The sequence below is a fragment of the Yunchengibacter salinarum genome (assembly GCF_037658235.1).
Classification (GTDB): Bacteria; Pseudomonadota; Alphaproteobacteria; order Sphingomonadales; family Kordiimonadaceae; genus Yunchengibacter; species Yunchengibacter salinarum.
The window spans coordinates 129,532-149,591 of sequence record NZ_JBBJLN010000002.1; the positions used below are offsets into that span (position 1 = coordinate 129,532).

A 20,060-nucleotide genomic window follows, 5' to 3' on the forward strand; every position below is an offset into this window, starting at 1 on the left:
TCAGCGCCCGGCGGACAGCGGCACCTGGCGGGCGTTGCTGTCGGTCTTGTGGTTGCCTTCCAGCTCTTCCAGCATCCGCTTCATCATGTCCCGGTCGGCGGAGCGCGACTTGTACAGCTCCAGCCGGTTGCGGGTGATCTTCGGCGGGAAGTGGTTGTTGCCGAAATCCGCATCCGCGGTCTGGTGGTGCCGGTCCAGTTCGATGGACGCGATCTCCCGCTCCCGGATCAGCAGCTTGGTGACCGCGCGGTCGTCGCGGCGCCAGATTTCCGCCGGGATCATCAGCTCTTCCGTATCCCCGTTTGCATAGGTGATGGTCAGCGGCAGCGGCGTGACCAGGCCGCCTTTGTTCACCAGGTCCACGAAATAGAGGGTCTTGTCTTCCTCGACGGCCCGCTTGAGCACGTCCCGTTCCCACTGATCCAGCTTTTTCAGATAGGCGTTATAGGTGTTCACGTCAGCCGGCGTGACGGTGTATTCGTCATTCTTGTTGTAGAAATCCTTCAGTTCCGGGTAACGCTCCACCCGCATCTCGATGCCTTCATCCAGATTGCGTTTCTGTTGCAGGCTTTCCGGTTCCAGCGCCGTGTCGCGCTTGCGTTCCAGCGGGAATTCCACGTTCGGGTCCAGCGAGGACACCTTGTAGCTGCGCACATCCGTGATGCCCGCGTCCACATGATCGGTGGAGAAGAACCAGCCTTTCCAGAACCAGTCCAGATCCACGCCGGAGGCATCTTCCATGGTGCGGAAGAAATCTTCCGGGGTGGGCCGCTTGAACTTCCAGCGCCGGGCATATTCCTTGAACGCGAAGTCGAACAGTTCCCGGCCCATCACGGTTTCACGCAGCACCGTAAAGGCGGCCGCGGGCTTGGAATAGGCATTGGGGCCGAACTGCTGGATGCTGTCCGACTGGGTCATGATCGGCACCTGGTTTTCGGATGTCATATAGCGGCCGATATAGTCCAGCACATTGGGCTTGAAGTTGTAGTGCTTGCCGCCGACGGCGGAGCTTTCCACCGCGGTCCAGGCGGGGAAATCCTCTTCCCAGCGCAGTTCCGCCAGATATTCCAGGAAGGTGTTGAAGCCTTCGTCCATCCAGGTCCAGCGCCGCTCGTCCGAATTCACGGTCATCGGGAAATAGATATGGCCGATCTCATGGATAATGACCCCGATCAGGCCGTATTTGATGCGCCGGCTATAGGTGCGGTCCCCGGCCTTTTCCTGGTCCGTGGGCCGGTAGCCGTTGAAGGTGATCATGGGATATTCCATGCCGCCGCGCGCCCAGGTGTTCACCGACTGGGCGGTGGGGTAGGGATAGTCGAAGGAAAATTCCGAATACACATCCATGGTGTGGACCACCGCATGGGTGGAATATTTCGACCAGATGGGCTCCGCCTCATGGGGATAGAAAGACATGGCCATGACGGTTTCATGCTCCGCCCCCGGCTGTTTGTGGCCCATGGCATCCCAGATGAATTTGCGGCTGGATGACCAACTGAAATCCCGCACGTTTTCCGCCGAGAAGTGCCAGGTGCGGCTGCCGCCTTTCTTGTCCTTTTCGTTTTCCAGCGCCTCTTCGGGGGTGACGACGAACACCGGCTTGTCCGCCGTGCGGGCCTTTTTCAGCCGTGCCCGCTGGGTTTTGCTCAGCACCTTGTCGGGGTTTTGCAGCACGCCGGTCGCCGAAACCACATGGTCTTCCGGCACGGTGATCGCCACGTCATAATCGCCAAACTCCAGCGTGAATTCGCCGCGCCCCAGAAAGGGCTTGTTCTGCCAGCCAGTATAGTCGGTCAGCGCCGCCATGCGGGGGAACCACTGGGCCAGGAAATAGATATAGGTGTCGTTTTTCTTGAAGTGCTCGAAGCCGCCACGGCCACCGATCTTCGTTTCCTCGATGATGTTGAAGGCCCAGTCGATGCGGAAGGATATGGTCTCGCCAGTTTCCAGCGGCTCCTTCAGGTCGATCCGCATATTGGTGTCCACCACGGTATAGGGCAGATCGCCGCCCCCTTTCAGGGCCACTTTCTTGATTTCATGGCCGAACTCGCGGTCCTCGAAAGCCTGCTGCCGGCGCAGGGCGCCATAGCTCAGCGAATCGCCCGCGCCCGCGCTGTCCCGCCGCGACCCGGCGGTTTGCGCCGTTTCAGAGCGCCGCGCCAGGCTGTCATCCCGAAAACGGTTCTGATCAAGCTGCACCCAGAGATAGTTCAGATCATAGGGTGCCCGGTTGGTATAGGTGATCACCTCCGAGCCGATGATGCGCTTCTCGTCCTCGTCCAGCGTGACATCGATGTCATAATCCGCCTTCTGCTGCCAATATTCGGGGCCGGGGCGGCCACTGGCATCGCGGTACATGCTGGGCGAGCGCAGCATACCGCGCAGGGGATTGAACTTTTCGGCAGACCGGTTGGGCTGTTCGGCGCCCGCGGCGGTCGCGCCCAGCATCTGGCCCGCCACCATGGGCAGGCCGATGGCCGCCATGGTCAGGCTTTTGCCGAGGCCGCGCGTCACGCGCTTGAGCAAAGTCAGTGGCATGTCCTCTCTCTCCCTTGATGATCCTGTGACGGAACGCTCCGGCCAATGATGCATTGGCACGATCATGGGCGACCTTAGACCGAACTGGACGGCCCGGTCCAGTGTTCCGCTTCTGCTTGACCGGGCGGCCCCACAGGGTGAAGCTGATCCCATGGAAGCACTGTACTTTCTGTTTATGGAGCGCCCCTATGGCGCCATCCTGCTGGGGGCGTTGCTGTGGCTGGCGCTGCGCCCCTTCCGGCACCGAATTGGGCGCCGTGTGCCCGTTTATGTGGCGGCGACGGTGGTGATTCTGGGGGGCTGCGTGCTGCCCAGCCTGCCCCGCTATCAATATGAAACACGCATCCGGGACATGGCCGCCTACAGCCCGGAAATGGTGCTCAGGGAAACGCGCCGGGAGCGCTTTCTGCTGGAGCCGGTCACCTGGATCAACCCGCCCGCCACGCGGCTGGTTTACAGCGGGCCACGGGAACCGTTCGCGCCGGATGCGGCCATTCGCCGCTTCCGGGTGGAGCGCTATGACATGGACATGGGCCACAAGCCCCGGCGGCTGGATATCGATTGCGCCAATGACCGGTTCAAAAGACAGGTGACCGATCGTGCCGGGCGCTTTTTCGAGGATGGGCAAGGGAACCGTCCGCTATCCGACCAGATGCGGGAATTCTACTGCCTGCGTGACTGGCGGGCGGAAGTGGCCGCGCTTGAAGGGGCGGCGGATCAGGCGCCCGACCCAATGGATGAAGGGTCGGATGAAAGCCGGGCTGACAAGAAGGACGCGGACCAATGAGCGAGACCGGTTTCAAACCCGCCGATACCGCCCTGCTCAGCCCGTATCTGACCGTGGACGGCGCCGCCCGCGCGGTGGACTGGTACGGGGATGTGCTGGGCTTCCATCCGCTGCACCGGCTGGAAAGCCCGGATGGTCGGCTGATGCACGCCGAGTTGCGGCTGGATGGCCAGACCCTGATGGTGTCCGATGCCTGGCCGGAACATGGCCGATCCGGCCCGGACGGCACCAATGCGCCACCGGTCAGCCTGATGCTGTATGTGCCGGATGTGGACGCCGCCCATGCCAGGGCATTAGGGGCGGGCGCCACCGAACTGATGGCGCCGGACGATATGTTCTGGGGCGATCGCATGGCCAGGTTCCGCGACCCTTTCGGCCATGACTGGGCCGTGGCCACCCATCACCGCCATGTGGACGCCGAAGAACTGGCCGCCATCATGGACCAGATGCAGGCGGAGGATGCCTGACCATGTGATGACCGCCCGGTGGCCGGGCGCCGGTTGGGAAGGGAGCGCAGGGGGTCAGCCCCCATCCTCTTCTTCCAGCGCGTCGAAGATGGCGTCGGCCTCGCTGGGTTCCTTGGCGCGTTTGCCGTTGCGGATCTGGAACTCCCGGTTCTGGCGATAGGTGGAGCGCATGAAGATATAGGGATCGTCTTCCTGATACAGGCTGTCGATCAGGCCGTCATTGTCGGCCCTCAGTGACAGGCCGTTGGTCAGCACCAGCCCCAGTTGCAGGCCCTTTTCATTGGCCCGATCCGCGGCGATGCTTACCGGGTCGGCCCAGAAGCTGGTTACGGTGCCCGCGCCATCCCGTACGCTGGACGGGCCAAGCAGCGGCAGCACCAGATAGGGCCCCCGATCCACGCCCCAGACCGCCAGGGTCTGCCCCAGGTCTTCATTGTGATATTTGATGCCCATTTCGTCCGACACCCGGAACAGGCCGCCAATACCCAGCGTGGTGTTGATCACGAAGCGCCCCAGCGCCGTGCCGGCGCGGCCGAAATTGCCCTGCAGCAGATCATTCAGGAAGGTCCACGGTTCGCGCAGGTTGCGCATGGCGTTGGACACGCCGTCCCGCGCCGGTTCGGGCACCACGGTATTATAGCCGGTGACCACCGGGTCCAGCAGGTTGCGGTCCACCACCTTGTTGAAGGCGAAAACGGCCCGGTTCATGTCTTCATAAGGGTCATGAATGCCGGATGCGTTTTTCGGTTCCGTGCCACCGGCGCAGGCGGTAAGCAATGTCAGGCAAAGGCCGAGCGTGATTCGCTTGAGCGCGGAGTCCGCGCCGCGTGTGTGCCGAATGTGAGAGGTCACAGCCGCCTCCAGATGGTGATGCCGCATGGCGGCGAACAGGGATCAATGCGGCGACACTGGCGCGAAACCGGCGCCGGGGCAAGGGGGGTCCGGTCAACAGATGCCCCCGCCTTATCAAAGCCGCGTGACCACGGCCTTTTTCCAGGCGATCTTGAGAAGGGCCTTTACAGATATAAAGATTTCCTTATATATGAGCCCTCATCAGCCCTGTGGCTGGTATGGGGCCCGGATCGCCGGGCGGAAACGGAACAGGCAATGGTGGACGATCTTCTGGCAGCCCTGCGCGCCGCGGGGGAGACGACACGGCTTCGCATCCTGGCGCTTCTGGCGCGGGGCGAACTGACCGTGAGCGATCTGGTCCGCATTCTGGACCAGAGCCAGCCGCGTGTCTCCCGCCATTTGAAGCTGATGGTGGATGGCGGGCTGCTGACCCGGTTCCGCGATGGCGCCTGGGTGTTCTACCGGCTGGCCGCCGACGGTGTGGGCCGCCAACTGGCCGAATCGCTGCTGGCGCTGACCCCGTCGCACGATCCCTTGCTGGCGGCGGATGCCGACGCGCTGGATGCGATCCGGGCGGAACGGTTCCGCGCGGCGCAGGACTATTTCCGGGCCAATGCGGACCAGTGGGATGCCGTGCGCTCGCTCCATGTGCCGGAGGCGGAGGTGGAGCAGACCCTGATCGCACTGGCCCCCGAAGGCGGAGATTTGCGGCTGGTGGATGTGGGCACCGGCACCGGGCGGATGCTGGACGTGTTCCGGGACCACACCCGCGAGGCCGTGGGCGTGGACATTTCCCCCGACATGCTGGCCGTGGCCCGTCGCCAGCTTGAACGGCCCGACCTGGCCCATTGCCGGGTGGCGCTGGGCGATATGTACGATCTGCCGGTGGCGGCGGGCGGCAATGATCTGGTGATTTTCCATCAGGTGCTGCACTTCGCCGAACAGCCGGGGCTGGCGCTAAGGGAAGCCGCGCGCGTGCTGGCGCCGGGGGGCAGCCTGCTGGTGGCCGACTTCGCCCCGCATGAGGAAGAAAGTCTGCGCACCGTGCACGCGCACCGGCGGCTCGGCTTTTCGGTGGATGAGATGGCGGGCTGGGCGCGGGAAGCCGGTCTGATACCGGTGGAAAAACGCCACCTGACCGGGGATCGGCTGGTGGTGACGGTCTGGCGTTTCGACAAGCCCGACCAGACGGCGGAAAACGACCGGACAGGGCAAGCCGGCCAAGCGACAAAGGAGAATACATCGCATGTGGCATGACCCCAGCGGGCGCGAGAGACCGGCGCTGCCGCCCCATCTGTCGCCCACCCTGTTTGCCGAAGAGGCGCGGGACGTGGCCGTATCATTCGAATTCTTTCCGCCCAAGACGGACAGGATGGCGGAACGCCTGTTTGATTCGGTAACGGCACTGAGGCCGCTTGGGCCGAAATTCGTTTCCGTTACCTATGGCGCGGGCGGCTCCACCAAGGAGCGCACCCATCGCACCATCGAACGGATTATCGCCGAGACCGACCTGGACGTGGCGGCCCATCTGACCTGCGTGGATGCCACGCGGGAAGACGTGGATGCCGTGATCCGGCGCTATGGGGCGGCGGGCGTGCGGCATATCGTGGCGCTGCGCGGCGATGCCCCGCCGGACTGGGACGGCTATCACGCCACCCCCGGCGGCTATCGCAATGCCGCCGATCTGGTGGCGGGGATCAAGCGCATTGGCGATTTCGAGGTGACCGTGGGCGCCTACCCGGAAAAGCACCCCGACAGCCCAGACTGGCAGGCGGAGATGGACAATCTCAAGCGCAAGATCGATGCCGGGGCCAGCCAGGCCATCACCCAGTTCTTTTTCGAGCCGGACCAGTATTTCCGCTTTCTGGACCGCTGCGAGAAGCATGGAATCGATGTGCCCATCATTCCCGGCGTGCTGCCCGTGACCAATTTCAAAACGCTGTCCAGCTTCGCGGCGGCGTGCGGGGCCACCGTGCCGGACTGGCTGGGCCGCCTGTTCGAGGGGCTGGACGAACAGCCGCAGACGCGCAATCTGGTGGCCGCCACCGTGGCCGGGGAGCTGTGCCGCCGCCTGCACGCGGGCGGTGTGCGCCAGTTCCATTTCTACACGCTGAACCGGTCTGAGCTGAGCTATGCCATCTGCCACATGCTGGGCCTGCGCCCCGACACGAGGGACGCGACCCCGGAACCGGAACAGGAGACCGCCCGATGACCCCGCCCGCAAGCGAAAAGACCGCCGAACTGACGGCGCTGGCCGACCGGCGCATTCTGGTGCTGGATGGCGCCATGGGCACCATGATCCAGTACCAGAAGCCCACCGAGGCCGAGTTTCGCGGTGACCGGTTCACTGACTGGCCCAGCGATCTGAAGGGCAATAATGATCTGCTGAACCTGACCGCACCGCACATGATACGCCGCCTGACCGCCGATTTTCTGGCCGCCGGGGCGGATATCGTGGAAACCAACACCTTCAACAGCACCCGTATTTCCCAGGCGGATTACGGCATGGAGGAACTGGCGCGGGAAATGAACGTGGCCGGCGCGCGGCTGGCGCGGGAAGCCGCCGATGCGGCCATGGCGGAAACGCCGGATCGGCCCCGCTTCGTGGCCGGTGCGGTAGGCCCCACCAACAAGACGCTGTCGGTGTCGCCCGATGTGAACAATCCGGGCTATCGGGAGGTCACCTTCGATCAGGTGGTGGCGGCTTACGCCGAGCAGATCGACGGCCTGATGGAAGGCGGCGCGGACATCATCCTGATCGAAACCGTGTTCGACACCCTGAACGCCAAGGCCGCCGCCTTTGCCGCCGAGCAGGTGTTCGCGGATCGCGGGGTCACGCTGCCGATCATGCTGTCGGTTACGCTGACCGACATGTCTGGCCGCAATCTGTCGGGGCAGACGGTGGAAAGTTTCTGGTATTCCATGCGCCATGTGGCGCCTTTTTCCATCGGGCTGAACTGCGCTTTCGGGGCCGATGCCCTTCGCCCCCATGCCGCCACGCTCGCCCGCATCGCCGAAACCCGTGTGTGCGTGTATCCCAATGCCGGGCTGCCCAATGAAATGGGGGAATATGAGGAAACGCCCGACATTACCGCCGCGCATCTGGGCGCCTGGGCCGATGAGGGGCTGCTGAACATTGTCGGCGGCTGCTGTGGCACCACGCCCGATCATATCCGCGCCATTGCGGCGGCGGTGGCGGGCAAGCCGCCGCGCGTTCTGCCCGGCGACCCCCACAGCCTGCGCCTGGCCGGGATCGACCCGCTGGTGCTGAGCGCCTGAGCTTCCCGAAATTTTGTGTGCAAGAGAGAGTCCCGCCCCATGACCCAATCCACCGCCCAGTTCATCAATATCGGCGAACGCACCAATGTGGCCGGGTCCGCCCGCTTCAAGAAGCTGGTGATGAACGGCGATTATGAAGAAGCGGTCAGCGTGGCCCGCCACCAGGTGGAGGGCGGCGCCCAGATCATCGATGTGAACATGGACGATGCCATGCTGGACGGGGAGGAGGCCATGACCACCTTCCTTCAGCTTATCGCGGCGGAGCCGGACATCGCCCGCGTGCCGGTGATGATCGACAGTTCCAAATGGTCGGTGATCACGGCGGGGCTGAAATGCGTGCAGGGCAAGGCGGTGGTCAATTCCATCAGCCTGAAGGAAGGCGAGGAACCTTTTATCGAGCAGGCGGAAACCCTGCGCCGTTTCGGGGCGGCGGTGGTGGTGATGGCCTTTGACGAAAAGGGCCAGGCCGACACGGTGGAGCGCAAGGTATCCATCTGCACCCGGTGCTACCGGCTATTGGTGGACAAGGTGGGCTTTCCGCCCGAAGACATCATCTTCGACCCCAACATCTTTGCCGTGGCCACGGGCATAGAGGCGCATGACCGCTACGGGCTGGATTTCATAGAAGCCACCCGCATCATCAAGGAAACGCTGCCCCATGCGCGGGTGTCCGGCGGTGTGTCCAACATTTCCTTTTCCTTTCGCGGCAATAATGCGGTGCGGGAGGCCATGCACAGCGTGTTCCTGTATCACGCCATCCGGGCGGGCATGGACATGGGCATCGTCAATGCCGGGCAGTTGACCGTTTATGACGACATTCCCGCCGACCTGAAGGAAGCGGTGGAGGACGTGATCCTGAACCGCCGCAGTGATGCCACGGATCGGCTGCTGGACATGGCGGAGCGCTACAAGGGCAGCGGCGTGAAGCGGGAAACCGATCTGGCCTGGCGCGACCAGCCGGTGGAAAAGCGGCTGGAACATGCGCTGGTCAAAGGCATTACGGACTTTATCATCGAAGACACGGAAGAAGCGCGCCAGAACGCCGCAAAGCCGCTGGATGTGATCGAAGGCCCCCTGATGGACGGCATGAACGTGGTGGGGGACCTGTTCGGCGAGGGCAAGATGTTTCTGCCGCAGGTGGTCAAGTCGGCGCGGGTGATGAAGCAGTCCGTGGGCCATCTTCAGCCGTTCATCGAGGCGGAAAAAGCCGAAGGCGCCCGGCCCAAGGGCACCATCGTCATGGCCACGGTGAAGGGCGACGTGCACGATATTGGCAAGAATATCGTGGGCGTGGTGCTGCAATGTAACAATTTCCGGGTGATCGACCTGGGGGTGATGGTGCCCTTCGCCGACATTCTGAAGGCCGCGAAGGAGCATGACGCGGACATGATCGGCCTGTCGGGCCTGATCACGCCGTCGCTGGATGAAATGGTCACGGTGGCCGAGGAAATGAAGCGCGCGGGCTTCACCATGCCGCTGCTGATCGGCGGTGCCACCACCAGCAAGGTGCACACGGCGGTGAAGATCGACCCCGCCTATGACGGCCCGGTGATCCATGTGCTGGATGCCAGCCGCGCCGTGGGCGTGGCGGGGCATCTTGTCTCGGAAGGCTACCGGGAAAAGCTGGTGACCGATACCGCTGCCCAGTACAGGGAAGCGCGGGAAAAACGCGCCGCCCGGCCAAAGACCGACCGCCTGGTATCGTTGGATGCCGCGCGGGCCAATGCCGCAACCGTTTCCTTTGACGGTTGGCAACCGGTAAAGCCCGCCTTTTTGGGGCCGAAGGTTCTGGACGACTATCCCCTTGAGGACCTGGTGGAACGGATCGACTGGACCCCCTTCTTCCGCACCTGGGAACTGGCGGGCAGTTATCCCGCCATTCTGGAAGATCCGGTGGTGGGCGAAAGCGCCCGCAGCCTGTTCGATGATGCCCGCGCCATGCTGGACCGGATCGTGGCGGAGAAATGGTTGACCGCCAGGGGCGTGGTGGCTTTCTGGCCCGCCATGCGGGTGGGGGACGATATCGCGCTATACGGGGATGAAGCCCGCCGGCAGGAAGTGGGCAGGGTCCATTGCCTGCGCCAGCAGGTGGCCAAGCGCGCCGGGCGGGCCAATGACTGCCTGGCGGATTTCGTGGCGGACAAAGACGGCCCGAACGATTGGTTGGGCGGATTTTGTGTCACCACCGGCCATGGCATCGAGCCGCATCTGGCCCGCTTCAAGGAGGCGGGAGACGACTATAACGAGATCATGCTCAAGGCGCTGGCGGATCGCCTGGCGGAAGCCTTCGCAGAGCGCCTGCATCAGCGGGTGCGCACTGAATTCTGGGGCTATGCCCCCGATGAGGCGCTGGACAATAAAGCGCTCATTCAGGAACGCTATCAGGGCATCCGCCCGGCGCCCGGCTATCCCGCCTGCCCGGATCATAGCGAAAAACCCGCCCTGTTTGACCTGTTGGGCGCGCGGGAGAGCATTGATGTCAGCCTGACGGACAGCTTCGCCATGCTGCCCACGGCGGCGGTGTCCGGCTATTATTTCGCGCACCCGGACGCCCATTATTTCGGCGTGGGCAAGCTGGACCGGGATCAGGTGGCTGATTACGCGGCCCGGCGCGGCGTGGACATGGCGCAGGCGGAGCAGTGGTTGCGGCCCAATCTCGCCTATTGATCCCATCTTGCGCGGTTGTGGGGAATGATACCGTGCCCGCCCCCCATGGCGGGCATGGGTGTGCACTGGGGCGGCACGCAGGGCGGCGCCTGCCAGTACTTGTCCGGTATGGCGCGCACGCTGGCCGACAGCAGGGGGTTGTCCAGCCATACCACCCGTGCCTGCCCCCTAGCGATCAGGTCCAGCGTGTCTTGCACGCCCGGATCGGCATTGAAATGGCGCATGAAGGCACCGCTGAGATAAGCGGCCTTCAACCCTTTTGTGATGATGCGCTGGCGGGCCGTGTCGTCCGCACGCACATAAAAGAACAGCGGGCTGCGATAGGCCAGGATCAGGTCATCGGCGACCCGAATCCTTGCCTTGCCCGGTTGCCGGTTGGCGATCGCCAGTTCCATGGCGACTTCGGTAACGCTTCGGGGCAGGGCATCCACCCGGCCTCGACGCACAAGATCGAAGAGCTTGTCATAGGTGGCGGTGAAAAGCCGGAATCCCCCGGCCTTCAGGATTTGCGTGTCGGGCCATGTGGGGGCGGAGCCGAGCACCAGATCCCGCGCCGGGATTTCTTTCCCGTCCGCCCCGTGGGTGAGCGATTCCCGGTCAGCCCGTATCAGCAGGCGCCGATAGCCCAGCATCCCCCGGATCAGGGGTATGGGGACGGCCTTCAGGCGGTCATCCCGCTGCGGGCTATAGGCCAGCGCCAGCGTGTCATAATCGGCATTTCCGGTGGCCATGATGCGGGCATAGCGGGCCTGTGTGGTTTCCGGCGCTCTGGCAAAGCGCAACTGGTGCGCGCCCGGCGCGTGGTCCAGCGCGATTTGCAGCAGGCCGTGATGATAGGTGCCCTCCGACCAGTGCGGAAGCGTGAAGGTTTCCGCCGCGACCGGTGCCATGGCGCCACCAGCCAGGGCGCCAAGCGCAAGAGCGCTCCGCCTCAGGCTTTTGAGGGGCGGCCTTCTCAAGCCTGTAACGCACCGTCGCACGTCAGCACCCTTTGCCAACAGGGCCGACAGCAGCCGGGGTCGGGGCTTCGGGTTGTGCGCACGGTGAACTCTGAAAACGGTGGCGATAATGCCCCTCCACTGCGGAATGATGATGACGCCGGAATCTGACGCCAGGGTCAGACTGACCTCAGTTTATAGCAAAAACCGGCATCAGAAATCCACAAAGACAGCAAGTGTGACCCATCACCGTCGCGCCTGTCGCTCCTGCCACCATGCCGCCCCGCACACGCGGACCCACCCGCACCGGCGTCGCTTCTACCGGTGCTGCCCTACGACAGCGCCGGAGGCCACGACCGTGGCCCGCCGCCCATGCGGCGCCCTCGCGGAGCGCGTGCGCAGCACGCTTGCGTGAGCGGAAAACAAAGCCCTTCAAGCAGGCCGTTCAAGAGCGAAAAGAGGGTGAAAATACAGGCCGACCAGCACCTGGTTCGGGGTTGTGCCGTCATCCGCCAGGGGCAGGCATAATGCGGAATAGTGCTGCGCGGTCTGGCGCTGGAGAATGGGCCCGCCGCCCAAGCGGACACTGCTGGCGAAATAGGGGGCGGCATCATCGATCAGGCGGTGCAGCCGGTTGATGGTTTCCGATGGAAACACGTCGTCCACGAGGCTGCCGGTCAGATCCCGCCCGAAATCCTCGCTCATTCGGGTGCCCATCAGTTTGACACGAAAGGCGGGGTGGGCGGATTTGGCGGTGGCATCGCTGGCGGGGGCTTCCAGCTTCAATATGGCGATGTTTCCCAGCAGGCCCCGCATGTCACTGGGGTGGATGTCCCGCCGCGCGGGCAGGCCGCTGGCCGCCAGCCCTTCCCAATAGGCATACAGGCGCTTCAGCATGGGGTGCCAGATATCCCGCGCCGTGGGGTGGAAGGTGGTTTCATTCAGAGCGTTTGCCGCGCCTTGCAATACCATCGATCCCAAACCCTTTCCGAGGTGCCATGACCAACCTTCTGGTCGTCCTGCCATGTGCGCTTCCTGTGCCGGGGCATCACGCGCACCTCACGTTTCAGTGAAAGCCTGTCAGAATTCTTTTAAAAGGTTCTTAAAACGAGGCTCAAATTTTAAGCGCTTCTTCTTGGCGCCAAAGGGGATGGTCGCTGGACCGGGTGCCCCCGCCGTGCTAGGTCCACACAAGGGCTTGCGGGGCCTGTTACATCTCTGCGCGTTACAGGGCAAAATTCATGCACAGCATACCGTATATCAGGGAAGGACTGGTCTTTCTGGCCATAGCCGGTCTGGTTGTGCCGATTTTTCACCGTATGCGCATATCGCCCGTTCTGGGCTATCTGGTGGTTGGTCTGCTGGTGGGGCCCAACGGGTTGGGCCTGCTGGTGGATCGCTGGCCGGCGCTGTCCCATGTGGTGATTTCGGATGTGAAAAGTGTCCAGACCTTTGCCGAGCTGGGCGTGATCTTCCTGCTTTTCGTGATCGGGCTTGAACTGTCGGTGGAGCGCCTGTGGCGAATGCGGCGCCTGGTGTTCGGGCTGGGCGGTTTTCAGGTGGTGATCACGGGCGTGATTGTCTTCCTGTTATCCCGCACGCTGGGCCTGTCGGCTTCCGCTTCGGTGGTGGTTGGGGCGGCACTGTCGCTGTCGTCCACGGCCATGGGGGTGCAGCTTCTGTCGGAAAAGCGCCAGCTTGCCACCCGATTCGGGCGGGCCAGCTTCTCCATCCTGCTGTTTCAGGATCTGGCGGTGGTGCCCATCCTGTTCGTGGTCAGCATGTTGGGCCAGCAGTCGGACGGGCAGGTGGGCCAGGCGCTCTTGCTGGCATTGGGGCAGGCGGTGCTGGCCATATTGCTGATTTATGGCGGCGGGCGGCTTTTGCTGCGGCCATTGTTCCGCATGGTCAGCCAGACCCGCAATGTGGAGCTTTTCATGGCCACCACGCTGTTGGTGGTGGTGGGGTTGTCGGTGATCACGGGCGCGGCGGGCCTGTCCATGGCCATGGGCGGCTTTCTTGCCGGGTTGCTGCTGTCCGAGACCGAGTTCGTACATGAGATCAAGGTCCAGATCGAGCCGTTCAAGGGCCTGCTCATGGGGCTGTTCTTCCTGAGCGTGGGCATGGGCATCGATACCCGCATGGTGCTGGATGGCGCATTGCCGGTGATCGGCGGCGCCCTTGGCCTGTTGTTGCTGAAGGGGGTGATTCTGGCCGTTCTGGCGCGGCTTTATGGCCTGCCCCGGCATACCGGGCTGAAAATGGCCTTTTTGCTGCCCCAGGGCGGGGAGTTCGCTTTTATCATTTCCGCCCTGGCGGCCACGCTTGGGGTGTTGAGTGAGCCGGAGCACCAGTATCTGCTGCTTCTGGTGGGGCTGACCATGCTGGCCACACCGGCAATCGCCAGCGTGGGTCAACGGCTGGGCGATCGGCTGGAAGCCGCCATCAGGCCAGAAGACCCGGCCCATGGCGTTGTGCCCGGCGCGGAGGATGTGGACGAGGTGGAAGGCCATGTGGTGATTGCCGGGTTTGGCCGCGTTGGCCGCACACTGGCCCATGTGCTGGACGCGGAGAACATTCCTTTTGTGGGCCTTGATACGGACCCAGGAAATGTGACCCGCGCGCGCAAGGACAATCTGCCGGTTTATTATGGCGATGCCGCCCGCACGGCCATACTGGAAGCGGCCCATGTGGAACGTGCCCAGGCATTGGTGGTGACCCTGAACAATGCCGAAGCCGCCAGCGAGATCGTGGAGGCGGTGCGCTTCATGGCGCCGGACCTGCCGATCTATGCCCGCGCCCGGCACCGCCAGCACGCCCGCGAACTGCGGGATGCGGGGGCGACGATGGCCGTGCCCGAAACGATCGAGGCCAGCCTGTCGCTCGCCGCCCGCGTGATGGAAGGGGCCGGCTTGACGGAAGACCTCGTTACCCGCCGCATTGATACGCAGCGCAGCCAGGAATTGCTGTAACAGGGGCCGGTCGCGCTCGTGCGTTTATGGCAGCCCCAGCATCACCGCGCGTATCGCCGGATGCCATGTAAGCCAAAGCGCCAGCGCCAGCACGGGGCCGAAGGGCAGGGCGGTGCCCGCGGTTACTGTCCGCCCCGCCAACCGGGCGATTCCCGCCACCAAAAGGGCCGAAAGGGCGGCCATCAGGATCATCAGTGGCAGCGCCAGGGGGCCGGTGAAGGCACCCGCCCCGGCCATCAGGCGGCTGTCGCCCCCGCCCAGCCCCTCGCGGCCCCGCAGCGCGCGATAGGATCGCCGCAGCCCTTCGAACAGCAGGAAACCGAAACCGGCGGCGGCCAGATGCCAGATGACCGCTTCCGCCCCGTTGCGGGCCAGGGGATCGCGCACCTCGGGCAGCGCCCAGGCCAGCGCGAGGCCGATGGGCACCAGCGGCAGGGTCAGGCTGTCCGGCAGGCGCCAATGGGTCAGGTCGATCCGTGCCAGTACCAGCAACCACCAGCCAAGCCCCGCCATCGCCAGGGCAACAGCGCCGGATGCGGTCAGCACTGCCAGCAGGGCGATCAACAGGGCGGCGCCTTCCATCAGCGGCAGGTGGCGGGGGATGGGGGCACCGCAGTAACGGCAGCGTCCGCGCCGCGCCAGAAAGCTCAGGGTCGGCACCAGATCACGCGGGCCAAGCGGGTGTTGGCACGCCCCGCAGCGGGACCGCCCGGTGATCCAGCCGCGCCCTTCCGGCAAACGGTCGGCCACCAGCGCGGCGAAGCTGCCCATGAAGGGGGCGACCATCAGGACCATGGCGATCGCCCAAGGGGGTAGCGATGTGTCGGGCATGGGGCGGAACTCCGGGAATGCGCATCGGGGCCAGGGGCCGGTGATCATGCAGTTGCATCTTGTTTACGGTCAGGAAACTGCCTAGATTGCGGCCACTCTTTCAGTGGGACAGTCTAAGGTTGTTAGTATAAAAGGGGCCGTCATGCCGTCCAATCCGGCGTTCATGCGTGCGGGCGTTCTTGTTGTGGATGACGAAGCGGTCATTCGCAAGCTCACCATCAAGCTGCTCAAGCAATTGGGGGTGCGTGACGTGGCGGAGACCGCGGACGGCTCGGAAGCGCTGCGCCTGCTCGACAAGCGCAACTTCGACCTGATCCTGTGCGATATCCATATGGATAAGCTGGATGGCCACGGTTTTGCCCAGTCCCTGCGCCAGGGCGCCAATGTGCGCTATGCGCCGAAGAAAGCCAATACGCCGATCATTTTCCTCACTTCCAGCAGCGACGCCTATGACGTGTTGCAGGCGAAAAAGGTTAAGGCGCAGGGCTATTTGCTGAAACCCCTGCGGCTGGAATCGCTGGAACGCAAGCTGGCCAAGGTGCTGGGCGTGTGATCTGACCGGCGGTGCCCGGTTACACCAGAACCGCATCCGCGACGGCGCGGGCCAGGGTTCCGATAGTGCGGGCCGTGGCCACGGGGTCGGCTTCGCCGTCCGTCAGCACCGCGATCAGAAAGCCGCGCCCCTTGTGCGCCACCATCCCCACATCATTGACAACGCCGTTCAGGCTGCCGGTCTTGTGCGGCGCGTGCCAGTCCTCGTCCAGAAACAGGCTCAGCCGGGTGTTGCGCAGGCTGCTGGCCAGGGCCGCTTCCAGCGTCGGATAATGGGCATGGATATGGGCCATCAGGGCGATCGCGTCCGCCGCCGTCAGGCGGTTGGCGCGGCCCCTGGGGCCAAGCGCCGTTTCATCGAACCCCACATCCATGCGGCTTTCCGGGTGTGCCGCCAACCGGCGGAGGACCGCATTGACAGCCGCCATCCCCACCGCATCCAGAAGGCAGGTGGTCATGGGATTGTCGCTGGTGATCAGTGTCAGGTGCAGCATTTCCCGCAGCGACAGCCGATGGTCCGGCGACAGGCCGTGGATGACGCTGGCATAGCGGGTGTCCGGCAGGTCGGCCACGCGGCGGGTCTCATCGCCGTTCAGCCGGTTGGCCTGGAAAGCCTCCTCGGCGGCGATGGCCAGGGCCAGCTTGATGACACTGGCCGCCGGGCGGGGTGCGTGGCCCGCTTCATGCAGAAGGGGCGCACCATCTTCAAGGCGCTGCACCGCCACGCTGCGCCGCGCGCCGCCGCTGGCAAAGCGCCTGATGGCGGCCTGAATGGTCTGGTCTGTGGTGTTCATGCTGATCCGGTGCTGCGGGAAAAAGGGGTCTGCCTTGTTGGCTATGCCCTTGCAGTCTGGATGTGTGTGCAGTAGCACTGCAAGCGTTTTTGAAGGGACATGACAGGGCAGCAGTTGGGACAGAACCATGCGTTTCCTTATGATTGGTGTGTTGGTCTGGGTTTTGGCAAGCGCCGCTGCATGGGGGCAGGACGGTGGCCTGAAGGATCGTATCGCCCGGCTGGAAGCCCTTGTGGCCGCCCAGCAAAAGACCATCGCCGCGCTTGAAAGCCGCCTCGACGCCCTCAAACGGCCTGACAAGGCGGCTGATGCGCCGGACGGTGTGGCCCTTTCAGCCCGTCAGGAAAAAGCGACTACAAAGGCCGATGCCGGGCAGGATGGGGCGCAGGCCGATTACAGGGTCAAGATCAATCCGGGCCTGACGGTCACGGACGCGGACAGCGGCGAAAGCATCAGCATCCGTGGTATGCTCCAAACCGACCTGGCCTTTTTCAAGGATGACCGGCGCGACTTTCAGGACGATGCCGCGTTCCGCCGGGCCCGGATCGATTTACGCGGCAGGCTGAACCCCGATATCAGTTTCCGGGTGGAATCCGATTTCTCGCTGGGCCGCGCCCGGATCGTCAATGGCTATGCGCGCTGGCAGCCGGGTGACCACAGCCGGTTGACCATCGGCCAGCAAAAGCCCAGGGCCGACATGGCCTTCAATACCAGCAGCCGGGAGCGGACCTTCGATATCGCCGGCGTCAATGCGACCCTGTTGCCCCGCCACAGGATCGGCGCGCAGGTGGAACAGTGGGGCCGCCATCACACCCTGTCCGCTGGCCTGTTCGCGCAGGATTCCGACAAGGACCCCGTGGCCGATGAAGGGCTGATGGTCGCCGGGCGGGCGGTATGGCGCCCGGTGGTCACGCCGGATGCCCGACTGCATCTGGGGGTCAATGTGCTGCACCAGGATGTGAACGGCGACGTGTTCCGGTTGCGGACCCGCCCGGTGGTGCGGCTGTCGCGCGGGGACCGTCTGATCGATACGGGCACGTTGGCCGGCATCAACCGGACCACCACATGGGGCGCGGAACTGGCCGGTGCGCTGGGGCCCGTGACCTGGCAGGGCGAATGGAAGCATATGGACATCGACCGCGACGGCGCCGGTTCGGGCCTGTCGGCGGACGGGGGCTATGGCCAGGTGGGCATATTCCTGACCGGCGAACATCGCCCCTACAGCAATACTGCCGGTGTGTTCGGCAAGGTGATCCCCAATCAGTCATTGGCCGATGGCGGGCCGGGTGCCCTGGAAATGGTGGTGCGTTATCATGAACTGGACCTGTTCGACGGTCCCGCCATGCCGGGCGGCGTGATGTCTGACTGGACTCTGGGCCTAAACTGGTTCCTGACCCGCTCGGTGCGGTTCATGGCCAATTACAGCTTCATCCAGTCCCGCGATCCGCTGACCGGCCTTGAGGACGACCCGGAAGTGCTGTTGCTGCGCACCGCCGTTCACTTCTGATGTACTGCGCAAACACGGACTTATCCAAATACAGACCCATCCGACGGGCGCGACCGCGCCCCGCGGCAAGTGCCGCGCCCTCGCGGAGCGGTGAGCGTCAGCGAACAAGCGTGAGCGGTAAACCAAGCGCGCGACCGCGCCCCGCCGCCAGTGCGGCGCCCCCGCGGAGCGCACGCGCCAGCGTGCTTGCGTGAGCGGAAAAACAGCTTCCCACCCGCACCAACGCCGCCTCTACCGCCATCCCGCCACTGCGCGGGATGAGCGGAGGGCGCGACCGCGCCCCGCCGCCCCTGCGGCGCCCCCGCGGAGCGCACGCGCGAGCGTGCTTGCGTGAGCGCAAACAAAGCCGGGCCGCGCCAGCGGCCAAGGCGCGAGCGGCAAAAAGAGAAATTGACAGCGTGCGCCGCGCGTTCCATCTTCTGGCCCGGTCGCCATCCGGTGAAACATCGGATGTACCCACGCGGGAGAGACCGGCCACGCAGGTGGCCCGGCGCCGAAGGAGCAACCGCCCCGGAAACTCTCAGGCACCCAGGACCGCGCCGGGTGAGACACTCTGGAAAGCAGCGTGGCGGTGCCGCGCTCACCGAAGGGGAAAGCCCGCCAGCCGTGCGGGTCAATCTCTCAGGTTCCATGACAGAGGGGGTGCGGACGGGCCGGGCGATGCACGCCCGGACCAAATGTACCCATTGACCGGGGAGAGCGACCGTGTCCGACCAGACGGAAAACCTGAAGCACACTCCGCTGACCCCGCTGCACATGGCGCGGGGCGCCCGAATGGTGCCTTTTGCGGGTTATTCCATGCCGCTTCAATATGAGGGCGGCATCATCGCCGAGCACACCCATTGCCGCAATCATGCGGGCCTGTTCGACGTGTCGCATATGGGGCAGGCCACCGTGCGCGCCACCGATGGCGGCGACCCGGCGGCGGCTTTGGAAGAGATCACGCCCGGATTCCTGACCGGCCTGAAACCCGGCAAGATGCGCTATACACTGCTGCTGAACGACCGGGGCGGCATTGTGGACGACCTGATGGTCACCCGCCTGCTGGACCCGGAAGGGTCGCTTTATATCGTGGTCAATGCCGCCTGCAAGGAGCAGGACTATGACCGGATAGAGGCCGCGCTTGGTGACCGGGTGGCGCTGGAACCCCATGACGATCATGCCCTTCTGGCCCTTCAGGGGCCGGAGGCCGAGGACGTGCTGGCGGCCATCGCGCCGGATGTGCGGGATCTGGGCTTCATGCAGGGCACCATGATGACCCTTGAAGGCGTGGTCTGCTGGCTGTCCCGCAGCGGCTATACAGGGGAGGACGGCTTCGAGATTTCCATTCCCGCGGACGAGGCGCCGGATTTTGCCCAGCGGCTTCTGCGGGACGACCGGGTGGCCCTGATCGGGCTTGGGGCGCGGGATTCGCTGCGGCTTGAAGCGGGGCTGTGCCTGTCCGGTCATGATTTCAATGCGGATATGGACCCCGTTGAAGCGGGGCTGGCCTTTGCCGTGTCGAAGAAGCGGCGGGGCAGCGGCGGCTTTGCCGGGGCGGATCGCATCCTGTCGGCGCTGGACAAGGGGCCTGCGCGGGTGCGCGTTGGCCTGACGCTGGACGGGCGGCGCCCGGCGCGGGAAGGCGACAGCGTGCTGGATGAAAGCGGCGAGGCGGTGGGCGTGGTCACCAGTGGCGGATACGCGCCCAGCCTGGGTCATCCCATTGCCATGGCGGTGGTGCCCCATGGCCTGAGCGCGCCGGGCACGGCGGTGTCCGTGTCGGTGCGGGGCAAGCCGCTGCCCGCCACGGTGACGACGATGCCGTTCCGCGAGGCGGGCTATAAGCGCCAGGGTTGAGACAGGCTCAGGGTTGAACACGAAAGCACAGGGCCAT

At 64.5% G+C, this 20,060-nt stretch carries 14 protein-coding genes, 1 pseudogene and 1 riboswitch; of the genes and pseudogenes, 9 read left to right on the forward strand and 6 right to left on the reverse strand.

Annotated features, from left to right (window positions below; genetic code table 11):
• A complete protein-coding gene (locus tag WGH93_RS02800; protein ID WP_445530148.1) occupies positions 1-2,484 on the reverse strand; it encodes a M1 family metallopeptidase in 2,484 nt (827 codons plus the stop codon).
• Between the two features lie 205 nt (positions 2,485-2,689).
• Here WGH93_RS02800 and WGH93_RS02805 point away from each other — a divergent pair, with 205 nt between their 5' ends.
• Positions 2,690-3,325, forward strand: a complete 636-nt coding sequence (locus WGH93_RS02805) for a hypothetical protein (protein ID WP_374763335.1) — start codon at positions 2,690-2,692, stop codon at positions 3,323-3,325.
• The gene (locus WGH93_RS02810) at positions 3,322-3,792 is read left to right on the forward strand and encodes a VOC family protein (protein WP_374763336.1); all 471 of its coding nucleotides are present in this window, start codon (positions 3,322-3,324) and stop codon (positions 3,790-3,792) included. Before WGH93_RS02805 ends, WGH93_RS02810 begins: the two co-directional genes overlap by 4 nt.
• Before the next feature lie 54 nt (positions 3,793-3,846).
• Here WGH93_RS02810 and WGH93_RS02815 read toward each other — a convergent pair whose 3' ends face one another.
• Positions 3,847-4,644, reverse strand: coding sequence for an MlaA family lipoprotein (locus WGH93_RS02815; protein WP_374763337.1), 798 nt, complete (start codon positions 4,642-4,644; stop codon positions 3,847-3,849).
• 255 nt (positions 4,645-4,899) lie between these two features.
• Here WGH93_RS02815 and WGH93_RS02820 point away from each other — a divergent pair, with 255 nt between their 5' ends.
• The 3 genes and pseudogenes from WGH93_RS02820 (at position 4,900) to metH (ending at position 10,590) form a co-directional block, all read left to right on the forward strand.
• Positions 4,900-5,901 (forward strand): ArsR/SmtB family transcription factor, encoded by a 1,002-nt coding sequence (locus tag WGH93_RS02820; protein ID WP_374763338.1) that lies wholly within the window; start codon positions 4,900-4,902, stop codon positions 5,899-5,901.
• Entirely contained in the window at positions 5,891-6,856 is a 966-nt protein-coding gene (gene metF, locus WGH93_RS02825; protein WP_374763339.1) for a methylenetetrahydrofolate reductase [NAD(P)H], read from the forward strand. Before WGH93_RS02820 ends, metF begins: the two co-directional genes overlap by 11 nt.
• A pseudogene (gene metH, locus WGH93_RS02830) lies at positions 6,853-10,590 on the forward strand (methionine synthase). Before metF ends, metH begins: the two are co-directional and overlap by 4 nt.
• Here the strand turns inward: metH and WGH93_RS02835 are convergent.
• Together WGH93_RS02835 and WGH93_RS02840 are read right to left on the reverse strand one after the other, a co-directional pair.
• The gene (locus WGH93_RS02835; protein WP_374763340.1) at positions 10,584-11,480 is read right to left on the reverse strand and encodes a transporter substrate-binding domain-containing protein; all 897 of its coding nucleotides are present in this window, start codon (positions 11,478-11,480) and stop codon (positions 10,584-10,586) included. The pseudogene metH and the gene WGH93_RS02835 sit on opposite strands and share 7 nt — an antisense overlap.
• A gap of 480 nt (positions 11,481-11,960) precedes the next feature.
• Positions 11,961-12,500 (reverse strand): PAS domain-containing protein, encoded by a 540-nt coding sequence (locus tag WGH93_RS02840; protein ID WP_374763341.1) that lies wholly within the window; start codon positions 12,498-12,500, stop codon positions 11,961-11,963.
• Positions 12,501-12,769: 269 nt separating this feature from the next.
• Here WGH93_RS02840 and WGH93_RS02845 point away from each other — a divergent pair, with 269 nt between their 5' ends.
• On the forward strand, positions 12,770-14,500 hold the full coding sequence (locus tag WGH93_RS02845) for a cation:proton antiporter domain-containing protein (RefSeq protein ID WP_374763342.1): 1,731 nt from the start codon (positions 12,770-12,772) through the stop codon (positions 14,498-14,500).
• Between the two features lie 24 nt (positions 14,501-14,524).
• On the opposite strand, the gene WGH93_RS02850 is transcribed toward WGH93_RS02845, so the two are convergent.
• A complete protein-coding gene (locus tag WGH93_RS02850; RefSeq protein ID WP_374763343.1) occupies positions 14,525-15,331 on the reverse strand; it encodes a prepilin peptidase in 807 nt (268 codons plus the stop codon).
• Between the two features lie 142 nt (positions 15,332-15,473).
• Here WGH93_RS02850 and WGH93_RS02855 point away from each other — a divergent pair, with 142 nt between their 5' ends.
• Positions 15,474-15,884 (forward strand): response regulator, encoded by a 411-nt coding sequence (locus tag WGH93_RS02855; RefSeq protein WP_374763344.1) that lies wholly within the window; start codon positions 15,474-15,476, stop codon positions 15,882-15,884.
• 19 nt (positions 15,885-15,903) lie between these two features.
• Here WGH93_RS02855 and WGH93_RS02860 read toward each other — a convergent pair whose 3' ends face one another.
• Positions 15,904-16,677: a serine hydrolase gene (locus WGH93_RS02860; protein ID WP_374763345.1), complete on the reverse strand. Its 774-nt coding sequence runs from the start codon at positions 16,675-16,677 to the stop codon at positions 15,904-15,906.
• A 127-nt stretch (positions 16,678-16,804) separates the two neighbouring features.
• Here WGH93_RS02860 and WGH93_RS02865 point away from each other — a divergent pair, with 127 nt between their 5' ends.
• Together WGH93_RS02865 and gcvT are read left to right on the forward strand one after the other, a co-directional pair.
• Complete coding sequence (locus WGH93_RS02865) at positions 16,805-18,184, forward strand: OprO/OprP family phosphate-selective porin (protein ID WP_374763346.1); 1,380 nt, start codon at positions 16,805-16,807, stop codon at positions 18,182-18,184.
• 543 nt (positions 18,185-18,727) lie between these two features.
• Positions 18,728-18,831: riboswitch (glycine riboswitch) on the forward strand.
• A gap of 58 nt (positions 18,832-18,889) precedes the next feature.
• Positions 18,890-20,023, forward strand: coding sequence for a glycine cleavage system aminomethyltransferase GcvT (gcvT, locus tag WGH93_RS02870; RefSeq protein WP_374763347.1), 1,134 nt, complete (start codon positions 18,890-18,892; stop codon positions 20,021-20,023).
• The last annotated feature ends 37 nt before the right edge of the window (positions 20,024-20,060 follow it).